This is a genomic window from Streptomyces sp. VNUA24 (genome assembly GCF_029167005.1).
Taxonomy (GTDB): domain Bacteria; phylum Actinomycetota; class Actinomycetes; order Streptomycetales; family Streptomycetaceae; genus Streptomyces; species Streptomyces scabiei.
Map to the genome: position 1 here is coordinate 4,475,164 of NZ_CP119143.1, position 16,112 is coordinate 4,491,275.

The following is a 16,112-nucleotide window of genomic DNA, read 5'->3' on the forward strand; positions in this document are numbered from 1 at the left end:
GCCGCGTCGCCGTGGACACGACCGCTCCCCGAAGTCGCCGCTCAGTCCCGTTCTTCGACAGAACCGCTGGTGGAGGCCGTCTGCCGGAACAGCCATTCGGATTTCAACTCGGCGTACCCGGGCTTGATCACGTCATTGATCATGGCTAGTCGTTCATCGAAAGGAATGAATGCTGACTTCATAGCATTGACCGAGAACCACTGCATGTCGTCGAGCGTGTAACCGAATGCGTCGACAAGGTGCTCGAATTCACGGCTCATGCTCGTGAACGACATCAGGCGGTTGTCCGTGTTCACGGTGGCCCGGAAGTGCAGTCGCCGCAGCAGCCCGATGGGGTGCTCGGCGTACGAACGGGCGGCGCCGGTCTGGAGGTTGGAACTGGGGCACAGCTCCAGCGGGATGCGCTTGTCACGGACGTAGGAGGCGAGGCGCCCGAGCTTCACGGAGCCGTCCTCGTGGACCTGGATGTCGTCGATGATGCGGACGCCGTGGCCGAGCCGGTCGGCGCCGCACCACTGCAACGCCTGCCAGATGGAGGGCAGTCCGAACGCCTCACCGGCGTGGATCGTGAAGTGGTTGTTCTCGCGCTTGAGGTACTCGAAGGCGTCGAGGTGCCGGGTGGGCGGGTAGCCGGCCTCGGCGCCCGCGATGTCGAAACCGACCACACCGAGGTCGCGGTAGCGGTTGGCGAGTTCGGCGATCTCCAGGGAGCGGGCCGCGTGGCGCATGGCGGTGAGCAGCGCGCCGACCCGGATGCGCCGGCCGTCGGCCCGGGCCCGGCGCTCGCCCTCGCGGAAGCCCTCGTTGACGGCTTCGACGACCTCTTCGAGACCGAGCCCGGCTTCGAGGTGCTGCTCGGGGGCGTAACGGACCTCGGCGTAGACGACGCCGTCGGCCGCGAGGTCCTCCGCGCACTCGGCGGCGACCCGGACGAGCGCCTCACGGGTCTGCATGACGCCGACCGTGTGGGAGAAGGTCTCCAGGTACCGCTCCAGCGAGCCGGAGTCGGCGGCCTCACGGAACCAGGCGCCGAGCCGGTCGGCGTCGGTCTCGGGGAGGTGGGCGTACCCGCTGTCGCGGGCGAGTTCGACGATGGTTCCGGGGCGCAGGCCGCCGTCGAGGTGGTCGTGCAGCAGAACCTTGGGCGCCCGGCGGATCTGGTCCGGATCCGGGGTGGTACCGGTCGGGTCGTTCTGGTTCGTCATTTTCGTACGATACCTCCTACGCGCGTAGAGCGCCTGTCGGATGATCGCGTCGATACGTAACGGTGACCCACAGGACGGGTGGCGTACACCCTCTCTTCTGACACTGTTCTGTCATGGCGCAGCAAGCAATGCCGGTCCGTACGCCCCGACTTGGGCGGACGATCGGCCCGGAGCCGAGCACGGTCGGCGGGGTGGTCCTCCTTCTCCCGGCCGGTGACGAGGCATCCACCCGCAGACCCTCCCCCGTGCTGGCCACGGCCTCCGTGCGCGCCCTCGGCCGCCGGCTCGCCCGCGCGGGCCGTACGGAGGGGCTGGCGGCCCATGTCGTGCACTACCGCTACCGGGGCTGGAACGGTACGGAGGCGCGGCTCGCGCGGGATGCCGAGTGGGCGGTGGACGAGGTCGTGCGGCGGTACGGGGACGTGCCGGTGTGTCTGGCCGGGCTCCACATGGGGGCGCGGGCGGCACTGCACGCGGGCGGGCACGAGGCCGTCAACTCGGTGCTGGCCATCGCCCCCTGGCTGCCCGAGGAGGACGTGGCGGCACCGCCCGAACCGGTGAAGCAGTTGTCGGGGCGGCGGGTGCTGATCGTGCACGGGACGAACGACGAGCGGGTGGATCCCGAGCTGTCGTTCCGGTTCGCGGCGCGGGCGAAGAAGACGAACCCCGACATCTGCCGGTTCGAAGTGCACGCGGACCGGCACGGGTTGACCCAGTACCGGGACGAGGTGCACGCGCTGGCCGCGGACTTCGTGATGGGGGTGCTGTTCGGGAGGGCGTTCGCCCGGCCGGTGGAGGACGCGCTCGCCGCTCCGCCGCCGCTGGGGCTGCGGATGCCTCTTGCCTCCGGCTTCGGGGGGGCTCGCTCGCACAGGGGTGTCTGAGGTTCGTGGGGCGGCCGCGGGTCCGGTGGGGTTTCTCGCGCCGTTCCCCGCGCCCCTGACTCTGCTGGGGCTCAGCTGGGCAGCAGGTTGCCCCTTCTGGAGAGCAGGAACTTCTTGAAGGCCGCCACCGGGGGTGTATCGGGGTGGCCGTCGAGCCAGGCGACACCGATCTCCCTGGCCGCGCGCGGGGCCGTCACCGTCAGTTCCACCACGCCCGGCCGGGGGACGGCCGGGGGAGGCAGGAGTGCCACGCCCAGGCCCGCCGCCACCAGGCCCCGCAGCGTCTCCGCCTCCTCCCCCTCGAAGGCGATGCGCGGCTTGAAGCCGGCCGCCTCGCAGAGGTCGTCGGTGATGCGGCGCATGCCGTAGCCGGGCTCCAGGGTGACGAAGGTTTCGTCGGCGGCCTCGGAGAGGCGGACGCGTTTGCGGGCAGCGAGGCGGTGGTCGGCCGGGACGACGAGCCGGAGCTTCTGTTCGTCGAGGCGGCGGGCCACCAGGTCGGGAGCGTCCGGGACGGGGGACGTGAGGCAGAGGTCGAGTTCGCCGGCGCGCAGACGTTCGAGCATGGCCTCGCCGTAGTTCTGGACGAGGCTGAAGCGGACGCGGGGGTGCTCGGCGCGGAAGGCCTGCAGCAGGCCGGGGACGGTCTCGGCGCCCATGGTGTGCAGAAAGCCGAAGGCGACCTTGCCGGTGGCGGGGTCGGCGTCCGCGCGGACCTCGTCGGCGGCGCGCTCGATCTCGGCGAGGGCGCGCTCGACGGAGGCGTGGAAGGTGCGCCCGGCGTGGGTGAGGGAGACCGTGCGCCCCCGGCGGGCGAACAGGTCGACGCCCAGGTCCTGTTCGAGGCGGACCATCGCCCGCGACAGCGTCGACTGCGGGACACGCATCTCGCGCGCGGCCCTGGTGACGTGCTCGGTGCGGGCGACTCCGGCGAAGTAGGCGAGCCGGGGGGCGAGCCGCAGGACGATGTCCTCGATGCTCTCGATGTCTTCTGTGTCACCGGACGGTGACAGGCGCGGCTCTGACCTCTGCTGATGCATCACGGGAACGATTATGGCGGTTCCATGCATTGGACGGATGAACGGCGGCGTACGTAGTTTCGAGGCATGCCTTCCGCAAGTACCGGGGCGTCCACCACCGTGGGCGCCGTCTCAGCCGTCGCCCCCGCCGCCTCCTCCCCCACCGCCTCCTCCCCGTCCGCCGTCGACACCCGAGTGGCCCCGGGCGGGCCCGGCTACCGCCGGATGAGCCTGGCGCTGTTCCTCGCGGGCGTCGCGACCTTCGCCCTGCTGTACTCCACGCAGGCTCTGCTGCCGCTGATCTCGGACGGCTTCGCGAGCACGGCGAGCGCGGCGAGCTGGACGGTGTCGGCGGCGACCGGGGCGCTGGCCCTGTTCGTGCTGCCGATGAGCGCGCTGTCCGAGCGGTTCGGGCGGCGCACGGTGATGACGGCCTCGCTGGTGGTCGCGGTGACGGTCGGACTGCTGATCCCCTTCGCGCCCTCGCTCGGCGCCCTGGTGGTGCTGCGGGCCGTGCAGGGCGCGGCGCTGGCCGGGGTGCCGGCCTCCGCGACCGCGTACCTCGCGGAGGAGGTCCGCCCCAAGGCCCTCATCACGGCGATCGGTCTCTTCGTCGCCGGCAACAGCGTCGGCGGGATGAGCGGCCGTGTCGTCACCGGCTGGGTCGCGCAGGAGTGGGGCTGGCGGGTCGCGCTCGGGGTGCTCGGGGTGATCGCCGTGGGCTGCGCGGTGGCCTTCCGGCTGCTGCTCCCGGCGCCGAAGCACTTCGTGGCGGGGTCGCTGCGGCCGGCGGTGCTGGCCCGCACGGTCCGCGCGCACCTCGCGAACCCGCTGCTGCGGCGGCTGTACGCCATCGGTGCCCTGTTCATGACGGTCTTCGGCGGCGTCTACACGGTCATCGGCTACCGCCTCGCCGGGGAACCCTTCTCGCTGCCCCAGGGCGTCATCGGCTCGATCTTCCTGGTCTACCTGGTGGGCACGGTGTCGGCGTCGACCGCCGGGAAGCTGGTCGGCCGGCTGGGCCGGCGCGGCACCCTGTACCTGGCGGGCGCCACGACGGCCGCCGGGCTGCTGGTCTCGCTGTCCGACTCCCTGCCGATGGTGCTGCTGGGGCTGGTCCTCATCACGGCCGGATTCTTCGCGGGCCACGCCGCCGCGTCGTCGGCGGTCAGCCACACCGCGAAGGAGGGCCGCGCCCAGGCGTCGGCGCTGTACCAGTCCGCGTACTACGTGGGCTCCAGCGCGGGCAGCACGCTGGGCGCGATCGCCTTCCACGCGGGGGGCTGGGGCGGCACGGTCGCCCTCGGCCTGCTGGCGGTGCTGGGGGTCGTGGGCATCACGGTGGTGGGCACCCGCGCGGCCCGCGCCCGGCGCGCGCTGACCCCGGCCTGCTGACCCCGGCCCGCTGACCCGACGGGGCCGCGCGACGGTTCCGCGCGGACCCTCGCGAACGGCCCCGCACCCCTGTGACCTGCCCCTTCCTCCCTTCCCCAGGCCATTGTCAGTGGGCTGCGGTAGCTTCCGAGGTGTTGGTACGCACAGGGATGCCACAGGGGTGGGTTGGCCATGGGTGACGGTACGGCGACGGCGACGGCGGAGCTCGATGTCCGGTTGGAGAAGCACCGGGTCGAGCTGACCGGGTACTGCTATCGGATGCTGGGCTCGTCCTTCGAGGCGGAGGACGCCGTGCAGGACACGATGATCCGCGCCTGGCGGAGCTACGAGAAGTTCGAGGGCCGCTCGTCCCTGCGGTCCTGGCTGTACCGGATCGCCACCAACGTGTGCCTGGACATGCTGACCGCGGGGAACAAGAGGGCCCGGCCCATGGATCTCACCGACTCCACGCCCCTGGCCCAGGCCGCCCTCTCCCCCCGCCCCGACAACACCTGGCTGGAGCCGGTGCCGGACGCCCGGGTGCTGCCGACGACCGACGACCCGGCGGAGGCCGCCGTCGCGAAGGAGTCGGTACGGCTGGCGTTCGTCGCCGCACTGCAGAAGCTGCCGTCGAAGCAGCGGGCCGTGCTCATCCTGCGTGAGGTGCTGGCCTGGAAGGCGAGCGAGGTCGCCGAGCTGCTCGACACGTCCGTCGCCTCGGTGAACAGCGCCCTGCAGCGGGCCCGCGCGACCCTCGCCGAGGGCGACGGGCAGGTCGCGGCGGCCGATGTCTCCGACCCGCTGGACGAGGAGCAGCGCAAGCTGCTCGACCGCTATGTGGCCGCCTTCGAGGGGTACGACATGGCGGCGCTGACGGCCCTGCTGCACGAGGACGCGGTCATGACGATGCCGCCGTTCGACCTCTGGCTGACCGGCACGGGCGACATCACCGGGTTCATGACGACGCTCGGCGCGGCCTGCGCCGGCTCGCACCTGGTGCCCGTCGAGGTCAACGGCCTGCCGGGCTTCGCGCAGTACAAGCCGGACCCCGACAGCGGCGGGTACACCGCGTGGGCGGTGCAGGCGCTGGAGATCTCAGAGGGCCGGATCGCCGGATTCCACTGCTTCCTGGACACCGCCCGCTGGTTCCCCCTCTTCGGCCTGCCCCTCCATCTCGAAGGCAAGCCCGACCAGTCGCAGTAGCGCGCCCAGCGCGGGGGCGGGGTCCCGCAGCCGTATCCGGCCCCCGGCCCGCCGTGCGGTGAGCTGCATCCGGGCCAGAACGTCGACGGCGGCCAGGCCCGGCGGGCCGATACCGGCGACGTCGCACACCACGGTCCCGCCCCGGGTCCTCTCCAGTCGTGCGCGTACCTCGGCACAGAGCCGAGGCACCTCGTCCCGGGTGAGAGGGCCTGGCAGTACGAGTACGGCGGGTGTCGTCGCGTCCACGACCGGTAGACCGGGGGGAGTCCCGGAACTCATCGCGGAGGCGACCACACCCGCCGTGGCCTGCCCTGATCCGTGGGGCACGGCCCTCTCAGGCGATGCGGTCCAGCACGATCGGCGTCGGCTCGTAGGCGGTACCGGGGGCGCCGATGTCGTACGAGCCCGCGACGGCCTCCAGGGCGTAGTCGAAGCGCTCGGGCGTGTCGGTGTGCAGGGTCAGCAGGGGCTGGCCCTCGGTGACCGTGTCGCCGGGCTTGGCGTGCAGCTCGACGCCGGCGGCGGCCTGCACCGGGTCCTCCTTGCGGGCGCGTCCGGCACCGAGGCGCCAGGCGGCGATGCCGATGTCGTAGGCGTCGAGGCGGGTCAGGACGCCGGAGGCGGTCGCCTTCACCACGTGCTGCTCGCGCGAGGTCGGGAGCGGGGCGTCGGGGTCGCCGCCCTGGGCCGCGATCATGCGGCGCCAGGCGTCCATCGCCGAGCCGTCGGCCAGCGCCTTCGCCGGGTCGGCGTCCTTCACACCGGCCGCGTCGAGCATCTCGCGGGCCAGGGCGACGGTGAGTTCGACGACGTCCGCCGGGCCGCCGCCCGCGAGGACCTCGACCGACTCGCGGACCTCCAGGGCGTTGCCCGCCGTCAGGCCGAGCGGGGTCGACATGTCCGTCAGCAGCGCGACCGTCTTCACGCCGTGGTCGGTGCCGAGGCCCACCATCGTGGAGGCCAGCTCACGGGCGTCCTCCAGCGTCTTCATGAAGGCTCCCGTGCCCACCTTCACGTCCAGGACCAGCGAGCCGGTGCCCTCGGCGATCTTCTTGGACATGATCGAGGAGGCGATCAGCGGGATGGCCTCGACCGTGCCGGTGACGTCGCGGAGCGCGTAGAGCTTCTTGTCCGCCGGGGCCAGACCGTCGCCCGCGGCGCAGATGACCGCGCCGACCTCGTCCAGGACGTTCAGCATCTCCTCGTTGGACAGCAGGGCGCGCCAGCCGGGGATGGACTCCAGCTTGTCGAGGGTGCCGCCGGTGTGGCCGAGGCCGCGGCCGGAGAGCTGGGGGACGGCCGCGCCGCAGGCCGCCACCAGGGGGGCGAGCGGGAGGGTGATCTTGTCTCCGACGCCGCCCGTGGAGTGCTTGTCGGCGGTGGGGCGGGACAGGGACGAGAAGTCCATGCGCTCGCCGGAGGCGATCATGGCGGCGGTCCAGCGGGCGATCTCCCGGCGGTCCATGCCGTTGAGGAGGATCGCCATGTTGAGGGCGGCCATCTGGTAGTCGGCGACCTCGCCGCGGGTGTACGCGTCGATGACCCAGTCGATCTGCTCGTCGCTGAGTTCGCCGCGGTCCCGCTTGGTGCGGATGACCGAGATGGCGTCCATCGACAACGTGGTCGGCTTCGTCATGGCTTTCCTTCCGAGGTTCTGCAGAAAGTGTGCGGCCCCCCTGAGCAACTCAGGGGGGCCGCACAGGAGTTACTTGGTGAGATGGTCCGGGCCGAAGGCCTGGGGCAGCATCTCCGAGAGCGGCAGGATGCCCGCCGGGGTCTCCAGCAGCAGGTCCGCGCCGCCGAACTCGTAGAGCAGCTGCCGGCAGCGGCCGCACGGGACGAGGATGTCGCCCTTGCCGTCCACGCAGGTGAAGTGGGTGAGCCGGCCGCCGCCGCTGTTCTGCAGCTCGGAGACCAGGCCGCACTCCGCGCACAGACCGAGGCCGTAACTGGCGTTCTCGACGTTGCAGCCGGAGACGATCCGGCCGTCGTCGACGAGGGCGGCCACGCCGACCGGGAAGCCGGAGTACGGGGCGTACGCCCGGGACATGGCGTCCCGGGCCACCGTGCGCAGCCGGGCCCAGTCGACGGCGGTCACTTGCCCTGTCCCTTCCGGTACGGCAGGCCGTCCGCCTTCGGCATCCGCAGCCGCTGGGCCGAGAGCGCGAGGACGATCAGGGTGATGACGTACGGCGTGGCGGCGACGACCTGGTTCGGGACCTCGTTGGTGGTCGCGTACCAGGCGTAGACCAGGGCGCCGATCACGAAGGTGATCGCGGCCGGGACGTACTTCTTGCGGACGGCCTGCCAGATCGCTCCGATGACCAGGAGCAGCGCGCCGAGCAGCAGCAGGGCGTGGACGTTCTCGGAGCCGCCGCGCAGGTTGAGGCTGTCGGTGTAGCCGAAGAGGCCGGCGCCGAGGGCGAGGCCGCCCGGCATCCAGTTGCCGAAGATCATCGCGGCGAGACCGATGTAACCGCGGCCGCTGGTCTGGCCCTCCAGGTAGAACGGGTTGGCGACGATGGAGAGGAAGGCTCCGCCGAGGCCGGCCAGGCCGCCGGAGATGATCACGGCGAGGTACTTGTACTTGTAGACGTTGACGCCGAGGGACTCGGCGGCGATCGGGTTCTCGCCGCAGGAGCGCAGGCGCAGACCGAAGGCGCTGCGCCACAGGATCCACCAGGTGGCGGGGATCAGCGCGACGGCGAGCAGGGTCAGCCAGGAGACGTTGGTGACGAGGCCGCCGAGCAGGCCGGCGAGGTCGGAGACGAAGAACCAGCCCTTCTCGTTGAGGGTCTGGAGCGCGTCGGAGAGTCCGGGCACCGTGAAGTCGCCGAGGGCGTCGACCGGCGGGGACTGCTTGGCGGAGCCGCCCTGGTGGCCCTCGAAGGCGAGGGGCGCGAGGTAGCGGGTGGCGCCGAGGGCGAGGATGTTGATGGCCACACCGGAGACGATGTGGTTGACGTTGAAGGTGACGGTGACGAAGGCGTGCAGCAGACCGCCGACGCAGCCGCCGATGATGCCGACCAGGACACCGGTCCACGGGCCCCACTGGAAGCCGGCCCAGGCACCGAACCAGGTGCCGAGGATCATCATGCCTTCGAGGCCGATGTTGACGACGCCCGCGCGCTCGGCCCACAGGCCGCCGAGACCGGCCAGGCCGATCGGGACGGCCAGCTCCAGCGCGGTGGACATCTGACTGACGTTGGTGATGCCGTCGGCGCCGGTGATGATGCGGACGATCGAGGTGAGTGCCAGGACGCCGGCGATGACCAGCAGCAGCACGGGCAGCGACATCTTGCGCCCGGTGGGGGCGGTCGGCTCCAGCGAGGGCTGGTTGAGGTCGGTCGCGGTGGTGCTCGTGGTCATCGGCCCGACACCTCCTTCTTGACGTTGTGGTTGTCGGAGGCGTCCGCGTCGGGACCGCCGAGGACGTGGCCCGCGGCCAGTTCGGCGCCGACCCGGCGCTGCTGGCGGCGCAGGCCCCACTCGCGCACGGTCTCGTAGGAGACGACGACCGAGAGCACGATCAGGCCCTGCATGATGACCGCGATCTCCTTGTCGTAGCCGTGGAAGTCCAGCTCCGGGGACGCCTTGTCGAGCCAGGCCCACAGCAGGGCGGCGAAGGCGATGCCGACGGGGCTGTTGCGGCCGAGCAGGGCGATGCCGATGCCGAGGAAGCCGATCCCGGTGGGGAAGTTCAGGCTGTACGTGTGGGTGTCGCCGAGCAGGATCGGCAGGCCCGCGAGGCCCGCGACGCCGCCGGAGATCAGCATGGCGGTGAGGACCATGCGCTTGGGGTCGACACCGCTGGCCGCGGCGGCGGACTCCGAGGCGCCGGAGGCGCGCAGGTCGAAGCCGAAGCGGGTGCGGTTGATGACGATCCAGTAGCCGACGCCGAGCAGGACGGCGAGCAGCACCAGGCCGTAGATCTCGCCGGCCGCGCCCATGTCGATGCCGGGGACCCAGCCGGACTCGGCCATCTCGCCGGTGGTGTTGTTGTTGCCGACCTTGACGCCGAAGACGTTCGGCAGCCAGAGGTAGCCGATGACGGAGGTGGCGATCGCGTTCAGCATGATCGACGCGACGACCTCGCTGACGCCGCGGGTGACCTTGAGGACGCCGACGATGCCGGCCCAGAAGGCGCCGGTGAGGATCGCCGTGAGCATCAGCAGCGGGATCTGCAGGGCCGCGGGCAGGTCGACGTGGGCGCCGACGATCGCGGCCATCATGGCGCCGAGCAGGTACTGGCCGTCGACACCGATGTTGAACAGGTTCATCCGGAAGCCGATGGCCACCGCGAGGGCCGCGACGTAGTACAGCGAGGCCTGGTTGATGATCCGGACCTGGATGTCGGAGAACGTGGCCTGCTCGAACATGATCGTGAACGGCTCGACCGGGTTCTTGCCGGAGGCCAGGAGCACGATCGCGGTCAGCACGAAGGCCACGGCCAGCGCGAGGACCGGTCCGGCCACCGCGAGGAGCACGCGCTCCTTGTCGAACTTCTTCATCAGCGGGCCTCGTCTTCCTCAGACTCGGACGTGTCCGCCGAGGTCTCGGGGGTCTCTTCGGATGCGAGGTGGCCGGTGGCGGCACCGGTCATGGCCGAGCCCAGCTCCTCGGGGGTGATGGTGGCGGGGTCGGCGTCGGCGACCAGCTTGCCGTTGTAGATCACCCGGAGCGTGTCGGACAGGCCGATCAGCTCGTCCAGGTCGGCGGAGATCAGCAGGACGGCCAGGCCCTCGCGGCGGGCCTCGCGGATCTGGTCCCAGATCTGGGCCTGCGCGCCGACGTCCACACCGCGGGTGGGGTGGGCGGCGATCAGGAAGCGCGGCTTGTGGCTCATCTCGCGGCCGACGATCAGCTTCTGCTGGTTGCCGCCGGAGAGGGAGGCGGCGGTGACGTCGATGCCGGGGGTGCGGACGTCGTACTCGGTGACGATCCGGCGGGTGTCCTCCTGGGCGGCCTTCGGGTCGAGCCAGACGCCCTTGGCGTTGGGCCGCTCGGTCACATGGCCGAGGATACGGTTCTCCCAGAGGGGGGCCTCCAGCAGCAGACCGTGCCGGTGGCGGTCCTCGGGGATGTAGCCGACGCCCTGCTCACGGCGCCTGCGGGTGGGCCAGGCGGTGATCTCGTCGTCGGCGAGCGAGATCGTGCCCGAGTCGGCGGACTTCAGGCCGATCAGCGCGTCGACCAGTTCGGTCTGGCCGTTGCCCTCGACACCGGCGAGGCCGAGGACCTCGCCCGCGTGGATGGTGAAGGTGATGTCGTCGAGCAGGGCCTTGCCGCCGACGGCCTCCAGGCGGAGGTCCTTGACGGTGAGGACCGGCCGGTCGGTGACCGTGGACTCGGCCGTCTCCGGGGTGGGCAGCTCGCTGCCGACCATCAGCTCGGCGAGCTGGCGCGGGGTGGTCTCGGCGGGGACGGCCGTACCGACGGTCGTACCGCGCCGGATGACGGTGATCTCGTCGGCGACCGACAGCACCTCGCCCAGCTTGTGCGAGATGAAGATGACCGCCAGGCCCTGCGCCTTGAGTTCGCGCAGGTTGGCGAAGAGGGAGTCGACCTCCTGGGGAACCAGGACGGCGGTCGGCTCGTCCAGGATCAGGGTGCGGGCGCCGCGGTAGAGGACCTTGAGGATCTCCACGCGCTGGCGCTCGGCGACGCCCAGCTCCTCGACCAGGACGTCCGGGCGCACGCCGAAGCCGTAGCGCTCGGAGATCTCCTTGATCTTGCGGCGGGCCTTGGCGCCGATGCCGTGGAGCTTCTCGCTGCCGAGGACCACGTTCTCCAGGACCGTGAGGTTGTCGGCGAGCATGAAGTGCTGGTGGACCATGCCGATGCCACGGGCGATGGCGTCGGCCGGGGAGGAGAACGAGACCTGCTCGCCGTCGACCGCGATGGTGCCCTCGTCCGGCTTCTGCATGCCGTAGAGGATCTTCATCAGGGTGGACTTGCCGGCCCCGTTCTCCCCGACGAGGGCGTGGACGGTGCCCTTGCGCACGGTGAGGTGGATGTCGTGGTTGGCCACGACGCCGGGGAATCGCTTGGTGATCCCGGCGAGTTCGACGGCGGTCACCGATTCGTTGACCGCGGCGTCGGCCGGAGGGCTGCTGGACGCGTTGATGGCGCACTCTCCTGGGAAAGGGGGTCGTCTACGCGCGTAGCGCCCCTACGGCATCGGAAGCGGGCGACACGCCCAAGCGGTGCCGGGAGACCCGGGGCGACACCCCGGGGCCCCCGGGGCCGCTTAGACAACGGGGTACAGGGAGCGATACTCCCCGTACCCCGTTGAGCGCGCGTAACCCCGCGGTTACCGGCGACTCCGGAAGTGCCTGAACACCCCGGGGTCGCGCGACTGCTCGTGGTACAGCTGGATCAGCCGGTCTTGACCTTGATCTCGCCGCTGATGATCTTCTCCTTGGCCGTGGTGATGGCCTCCTGGAGCTCGGTGTCGCTCTTGAACTTCGGGTGGGAGTCGGCGAGGCCGACCTCACCGGTCTTCAGATCGCCCCTGACGATACCGGTCCCGGGCTTGCCGTCCTCGACCGACTTCGCCAGGTTGTACACCGCCTTGGCGACGTCCTTCGTCGCCGAGGTCAGGATGGAGTCCTTGTACTTCGCGAGGGCCTCCTGGCGGTACTGGTCGGAGTCGACACCGATCGCCCAGACCTTGTTCGCGGCGGCGGCCTCGATCACGCCCTGGCCGGACAGACCGGCCGCCGCGTAGACGACGTCGGCCTTCTTCTCGATCTGGCCCTCGGCGGCCGTCTTGCCCTTGTCGGGGCTGGAGAAGCCGCCCTCCTCGGCCGTCTGGGTCAGGTACTGGGTGAGCACCTTCGCCTTGGGGTTGGTGTCCTTGACGCCCTGCTCGAAGCCCGCCTGGAACTTGTGGATCAGCGGGATGTCCACCCCGCCCACGAAGCCGACGGTGTTCGTCTTCGTGGACCTGGCCGCCGCGACACCGGCGAGGTACGAGGCCTGCTCCTCGGAGAAGACCAGGTCCGCGACGTTGTCCAGCTGGACCGTGGAGTCGTCCACGATGCCGAAGGTGGTGTCCGGGAACTGCTCGGCGGCGGCCTTCACGGCGGTGGCGTACGCGTAGCCCACACCGACGACCGGGTTGTAGCCCTGCTTGGCCAGGGAGGCAAGGCGCTGCTCCTTGTCCGCGTCCGTCTCGCCCTCGGTGGGCTCGATGTCCTGGGTGTCGTAGCCGAACTCCTTCTTCGCCTTCTCCAGGCCGGCGAACGCGGCGTCGTTGAAGGACTGGTCGCCCTTGCCGCCGACGTCGTAGGCGATCGCGAGGCCCTTGTCGCCCTTGGCGTCGGCGGAGGACGAGGCGTCCGTCGACGTACCGCCGCAGGCGGCCAGGGTGAGAGCGAGGGAGGCGGTCGCTGCGCCTGCGACCGCGAGGCGGGAAACCCGGCGCATGTGTGGTGCTCCTGTCGTACAGCGCCGGGGGGTACTGCTCAGTGGTGCTTCACAGCATCGGCGCCTTATATGGCTTTCGCCGCAGAGTAACGCGCGTAGACCCTTGTGGTGAAGCCTGGGGGACCACGTTGTTATGGGGCCGTGTCGCAACGTGGGCCGGGGCCCGGGGGCGCCAGGTGGAGGGTGGTGCGGAGCAAGCCGCGGCCGCCGGTGCGTAGTGGCTGGTCGCGCAGTTCCCCGCGCCCCTGTGGGGCGCCGCGCGGGACCGGGGACACAAGTGAGGCGGGGTGGGTGTACAGGTACACCCACCCCGCCTGTGCGCACGCGCGGAGAGACGACCGTTACTCGGTCTTCACCTTGATCGAGCCGTCGATGATGCCTTCCTTGGCCTTGGCGACCGCGTCGGTCAGGCCGGCGATCTCCGCCATCTTCGGGTTGGAGTCGGCCAGGCCGACGCCGTCCACCTTCAGGTCGAAGGTCTGGACACCGGTGAGCGGCTTGCCGTCCTCGACGGACTTGGCGAGGGTGTAGACCGCGCCGCCGACGTCCTTCAGGGCGGAGGTGAGGATGTAGTCCTTGTACTTGGCGAGGGCTTCCTGGTTGTACTGGTCGGAGTCCACGCCGATCGCCCAGACCTTCGCCTGCGCGGCGGCCTCGATGACACCCTGGCCGGAGAGACCGGCGGCGGCGTAGAGCACGTCCGCCTTCTTCTCGATCTGGCCCTCGGCGGCGGCCTTGCCCTTGTCGGGGCTGGAGAAGCCGCCCTCTTCGGCCGTCTGGGTCAGGTACTGCGAGAGGACCTTGACCTTCGGGTTGGTGTCCTCGACGCCCTGCTTGTAGCCGGCCTCGAACTTGTGGATCAGCGGGATGTCCACGCCGCCCACGAAGCCCACGGTGTTGGTCTTGGTGGCCTTGGCCGCCGCGACGCCGGCGAGGTACGAGGCCTCCTGCTCGGCGAAGACGAGGGACGCCACGTTGTCACCCTCGACGACCGAGTCGACGATGCCGAAGGTCGTCTTCGGGAACTTCTTGGACGCGGCCTCCATGGCCGGGCCGTAGGCGAAGCCGACACCGATGACCGGGTTGTAGCCCTGCTTGGCCAGGGACTCCAGACGCTGCTGCTTGTCGGCGTCCGTCTCGCCCTCGGTGGGCTCGATGTCCGCGGTCTTGTAACCGAATTCCTTCTGAGCCTTCTCCAGGCCCGCGAAGGCGGCGTCGTTGAAGGACTGGTCGCCCTTGCCGCCGATGTCGTACGCGATCGCGAGACCCTTTTCGCCCTTGCTGGTCTCGCCGCCGCTGCCACTGCTGTCGCTGCTGGTACCGCCACAGGCCGTAGCGGCGAGCGCCAGCGACGCGACCCCCACCGCGACGCGGGTCAGTTTGGAAATCCGACGCATCTTGAAGTTCCCCATCTTCTGCAAAGCCCCGCGACCGGGTGCTCAGTTCGGCGCACATTAACGCGCGTAGACCCTCCTGGGAACGGGGTTTCGACCGGCCGTTATCCATTCGTGCCGGTGGCCGTTACGTCCTCGTGAACCATGGGATCGAAAGGGATCTCACGGACACAGTGCCTCTCCCGCCCCTCGCTGTGCGTGTACGAGGGGTGACGTCAGCGTGAAGGTGCGCGCTCCGCACGGTGATCGCACGGACACGCGCACCAGGCTGCCGCGAGGGTGGGCAGGGCGCAACCGGAGGGGTGGCGGAGGGGTGTCTAGAGACCGGCGGGGTCGAGAGCACGCATGCGGGCGTCCAGGAGGGCGGCCGCGGTGAAGAGTTCCACGCCCACGGTGATGGCGTGCTCGTCGGCGTCGAAGTCACCCTGGTGGAGGTCGCGGACGGTGAGGTCGCCCGGACGGCGGACACCCAGACGGGCCATGGCGCCGGGAACGTGCTCCAGGTACCAGGAGAAGTCCTCGCCGCCGAGACTCTGCTCGGTGTCCTCGACGGACTTGGCGCCGCGGCGGGCGACCATCGAGTCGTGCAGCAGTTCGGTGACGACGGGGTCGTTGACGACCGGCGGGACGCCCCGGATGTAGTTGATCTCGGGCTTGGCGCGGTGCATGACCGCGACCTCCTGGACCGCCTCGTGGATCAGGTCGGGGGCCTGCCGCCAGGCGTTGATGTCCAGGCAGCGGACGGTGCCGGAGAGCTCCGCGTGCTGCGGGATGACGTTCGGCGCGTGGCCCGACTCGATGCGTCCCCAGGTCACGACGAGCCCGGCGCGGGCGTCGAACCGGCGGGCGACCAGCGCGGGGACGTCGGTGACGACCCGGGCGGCGGCGGTGACGAGGTCGGTGGTGAGGTGGGGGCGCGCGGTGTGGCCGCCCGGCCCGTCGAGGGACAGCTCCAGCCGGTCGCAGGCGGAGGTGATGGGGCCGTGGCGCAGGCCGATGAGGCCGGCGTCGACCCTCGGGTCGCAGTGCACGGCGATGATGCGGCCGACGCCGTCGAGCGCGCCGGTCCTGATGACGTCGGCGGCGCCGCCGGGCAGGACCTCCTCGGCGGGCTGGAAGATCAGCCGGACGGGGCGGGGCAGCCGGCCCTTGCGGTGCAGGTCGGCGAGGACGAGGCCGGCGCCGAGGACGACGGTGGTGTGCACGTCGTGGCCGCAGGCGTGGGCGCGGTCGGGGACGGTGGAGCGGTAGTCGCAGTCCACCTTGGTGTCCGGGATGGGGAGGGCGTCGATGTCGGCGCGCAGGGCGAGCGCGGAGCTGTCGGTGCCGTTCCAGTCGCCGATGTCACAGATGAGTCCGGTGCCGCTGTCGAGCACGCGCGGGCTGAGGCCGGCCTTCTCCAGGCGGGCCTTGATCGCGGCGGTCGTGCGGAACTCCTGGTTGCCGAGCTCCGGGTGCATGTGCAAGTCGCGGCGGAAGGCGACGAGTTCGGCACGCAGGGCTTCCGGCAACGTGCCGGGGAGCGATGTTTCGGCTTCCCCCGGCAGATCTGCCTCGGACTCTCGGGACATCAGTTGGTTCACCCTCTGAAGGGTAGGGCGA

14 protein-coding genes are annotated in these 16,112 nt (G+C 70.7%); 3 read left to right on the forward strand and 11 right to left on the reverse strand.

Annotation, left to right across the window (positions count from 1 at the left end; translation table 11 throughout):
- Nucleotides 1-41 precede the first annotated feature (41 nt).
- The gene (locus PYR72_RS18830; RefSeq protein WP_275456416.1) at nucleotides 42-1,205 is read right to left on the reverse strand and encodes an adenosine deaminase; all 1,164 of its coding nucleotides are present in this window, start codon (nucleotides 1,203-1,205) and stop codon (nucleotides 42-44) included.
- 113 nt (nucleotides 1,206-1,318) lie between these two features.
- Here PYR72_RS18830 and PYR72_RS18835 point away from each other — a divergent pair, with 113 nt between their 5' ends.
- Complete coding sequence (locus tag PYR72_RS18835) at nucleotides 1,319-2,089, forward strand: prolyl oligopeptidase family serine peptidase (RefSeq protein ID WP_275456417.1); 771 nt, start codon at nucleotides 1,319-1,321, stop codon at nucleotides 2,087-2,089.
- 71 nt (nucleotides 2,090-2,160) lie between these two features.
- Here PYR72_RS18835 and PYR72_RS18840 read toward each other — a convergent pair whose 3' ends face one another.
- Nucleotides 2,161-3,129 carry a LysR family transcriptional regulator gene (locus tag PYR72_RS18840; protein WP_275460451.1) on the reverse strand — a complete coding sequence of 323 codons (969 nt, stop codon included), beginning with the start codon at nucleotides 3,127-3,129 and terminating at the stop codon, nucleotides 2,161-2,163.
- Nucleotides 3,130-3,195: 66 nt separating this feature from the next.
- On the opposite strand from PYR72_RS18840, the gene PYR72_RS18845 reads away from it, so the two are divergent.
- Both PYR72_RS18845 and PYR72_RS18850 read left to right on the forward strand, forming a co-directional pair.
- The gene (locus PYR72_RS18845; RefSeq protein ID WP_275456418.1) at nucleotides 3,196-4,503 is read left to right on the forward strand and encodes an MFS transporter; all 1,308 of its coding nucleotides are present in this window, start codon (nucleotides 3,196-3,198) and stop codon (nucleotides 4,501-4,503) included.
- Between the two features lie 171 nt (nucleotides 4,504-4,674).
- Nucleotides 4,675-5,685: a sigma-70 family RNA polymerase sigma factor gene (locus PYR72_RS18850; RefSeq protein ID WP_275456419.1), complete on the forward strand. Its 1,011-nt coding sequence runs from the start codon at nucleotides 4,675-4,677 to the stop codon at nucleotides 5,683-5,685.
- On the opposite strand, the gene PYR72_RS18855 is transcribed toward PYR72_RS18850, so the two are convergent.
- The 9 genes from PYR72_RS18855 to PYR72_RS18895 all read right to left on the reverse strand — a co-directional run bounded on the left by PYR72_RS18855 (nucleotide 5,578) and on the right by PYR72_RS18895 (nucleotide 16,081).
- Nucleotides 5,578-5,964 carry an STAS domain-containing protein gene (locus PYR72_RS18855; RefSeq protein WP_275460452.1) on the reverse strand — a complete coding sequence of 129 codons (387 nt, stop codon included), beginning with the start codon at nucleotides 5,962-5,964 and terminating at the stop codon, nucleotides 5,578-5,580. The genes PYR72_RS18850 and PYR72_RS18855 overlap by 108 nt on opposite strands.
- Nucleotides 5,965-6,019: 55 nt before the next feature.
- The gene (locus PYR72_RS18860) at nucleotides 6,020-7,303 is read right to left on the reverse strand and encodes a thymidine phosphorylase (protein WP_275460453.1); all 1,284 of its coding nucleotides are present in this window, start codon (nucleotides 7,301-7,303) and stop codon (nucleotides 6,020-6,022) included.
- Nucleotides 7,304-7,390: 87 nt separating this feature from the next.
- A complete protein-coding gene (locus tag PYR72_RS18865; protein ID WP_275456420.1) occupies nucleotides 7,391-7,783 on the reverse strand; it encodes a cytidine deaminase in 393 nt (130 codons plus the stop codon).
- Nucleotides 7,780-9,054 carry an ABC transporter permease gene (locus PYR72_RS18870; protein WP_275456421.1) on the reverse strand — a complete coding sequence of 425 codons (1,275 nt, stop codon included), beginning with the start codon at nucleotides 9,052-9,054 and terminating at the stop codon, nucleotides 7,780-7,782. The genes PYR72_RS18865 and PYR72_RS18870 overlap by 4 nt, the downstream gene beginning before the upstream one ends.
- On the reverse strand, nucleotides 9,051-10,196 hold the full coding sequence (locus PYR72_RS18875; RefSeq protein ID WP_275456422.1) for an ABC transporter permease: 1,146 nt from the start codon (nucleotides 10,194-10,196) through the stop codon (nucleotides 9,051-9,053). Before PYR72_RS18875 ends, PYR72_RS18870 begins: the two co-directional genes overlap by 4 nt.
- Nucleotides 10,196-11,764, reverse strand: coding sequence for an ABC transporter ATP-binding protein (locus PYR72_RS18880; RefSeq protein ID WP_275456423.1), 1,569 nt, complete (start codon nucleotides 11,762-11,764; stop codon nucleotides 10,196-10,198). Before PYR72_RS18880 ends, PYR72_RS18875 begins: the two co-directional genes overlap by 1 nt.
- Nucleotides 11,765-12,063: 299 nt before the next feature.
- Nucleotides 12,064-13,116 carry a BMP family ABC transporter substrate-binding protein gene (locus PYR72_RS18885; protein WP_275456424.1) on the reverse strand — a complete coding sequence of 351 codons (1,053 nt, stop codon included), beginning with the start codon at nucleotides 13,114-13,116 and terminating at the stop codon, nucleotides 12,064-12,066.
- A 341-nt stretch (nucleotides 13,117-13,457) separates the two neighbouring features.
- Nucleotides 13,458-14,513 (reverse strand): BMP family ABC transporter substrate-binding protein, encoded by a 1,056-nt coding sequence (locus PYR72_RS18890; RefSeq protein WP_275456425.1) that lies wholly within the window; start codon nucleotides 14,511-14,513, stop codon nucleotides 13,458-13,460.
- 314 nt (nucleotides 14,514-14,827) lie between these two features.
- On the reverse strand, nucleotides 14,828-16,081 hold the full coding sequence (locus tag PYR72_RS18895; protein ID WP_275456426.1) for an amidohydrolase: 1,254 nt from the start codon (nucleotides 16,079-16,081) through the stop codon (nucleotides 14,828-14,830).
- Between the last annotated feature and the right edge of the window lie 31 nt (nucleotides 16,082-16,112).

Bases quoted from the DNA above. Each gene is read 5' to 3' on its own strand.
- PYR72_RS18885 (WP_275456424.1), bottom strand. From the start codon at position 13,116: ATGCGCCGGGTTTCCCGCCTCGCGGTCGCAGGCGCAGCGACCGCCTCC.
- PYR72_RS18875 (WP_275456422.1), bottom strand. From the start codon at position 10,196: ATGAAGAAGTTCGACAAGGAGCGCGTGCTCCTCGCGGTGGCCGGACCG.
- PYR72_RS18835 (WP_275456417.1), top strand. From the start codon at position 1,319: ATGGCGCAGCAAGCAATGCCGGTCCGTACGCCCCGACTTGGGCGGACG.
- PYR72_RS18890 (WP_275456425.1), bottom strand. From the start codon at position 14,513: ATGCGTCGGATTTCCAAACTGACCCGCGTCGCGGTGGGGGTCGCGTCG.
- PYR72_RS18870 (WP_275456421.1), bottom strand. From the start codon at position 9,054: ATGACCACGAGCACCACCGCGACCGACCTCAACCAGCCCTCGCTGGAG.
- PYR72_RS18845 (WP_275456418.1), top strand. From the start codon at position 3,196: ATGCCTTCCGCAAGTACCGGGGCGTCCACCACCGTGGGCGCCGTCTCA.
- PYR72_RS18850 (WP_275456419.1), top strand. From the start codon at position 4,675: ATGGGTGACGGTACGGCGACGGCGACGGCGGAGCTCGATGTCCGGTTG.
- PYR72_RS18840 (WP_275460451.1), bottom strand. From the start codon at position 3,129: ATGCATCAGCAGAGGTCAGAGCCGCGCCTGTCACCGTCCGGTGACACA.
- PYR72_RS18830 (WP_275456416.1), bottom strand. From the start codon at position 1,205: ATGACGAACCAGAACGACCCGACCGGTACCACCCCGGATCCGGACCAG.
- PYR72_RS18895 (WP_275456426.1), bottom strand. From the start codon at position 16,081: ATGTCCCGAGAGTCCGAGGCAGATCTGCCGGGGGAAGCCGAAACATCG.
- PYR72_RS18855 (WP_275460452.1), bottom strand. From the start codon at position 5,964: ATGAGTTCCGGGACTCCCCCCGGTCTACCGGTCGTGGACGCGACGACA.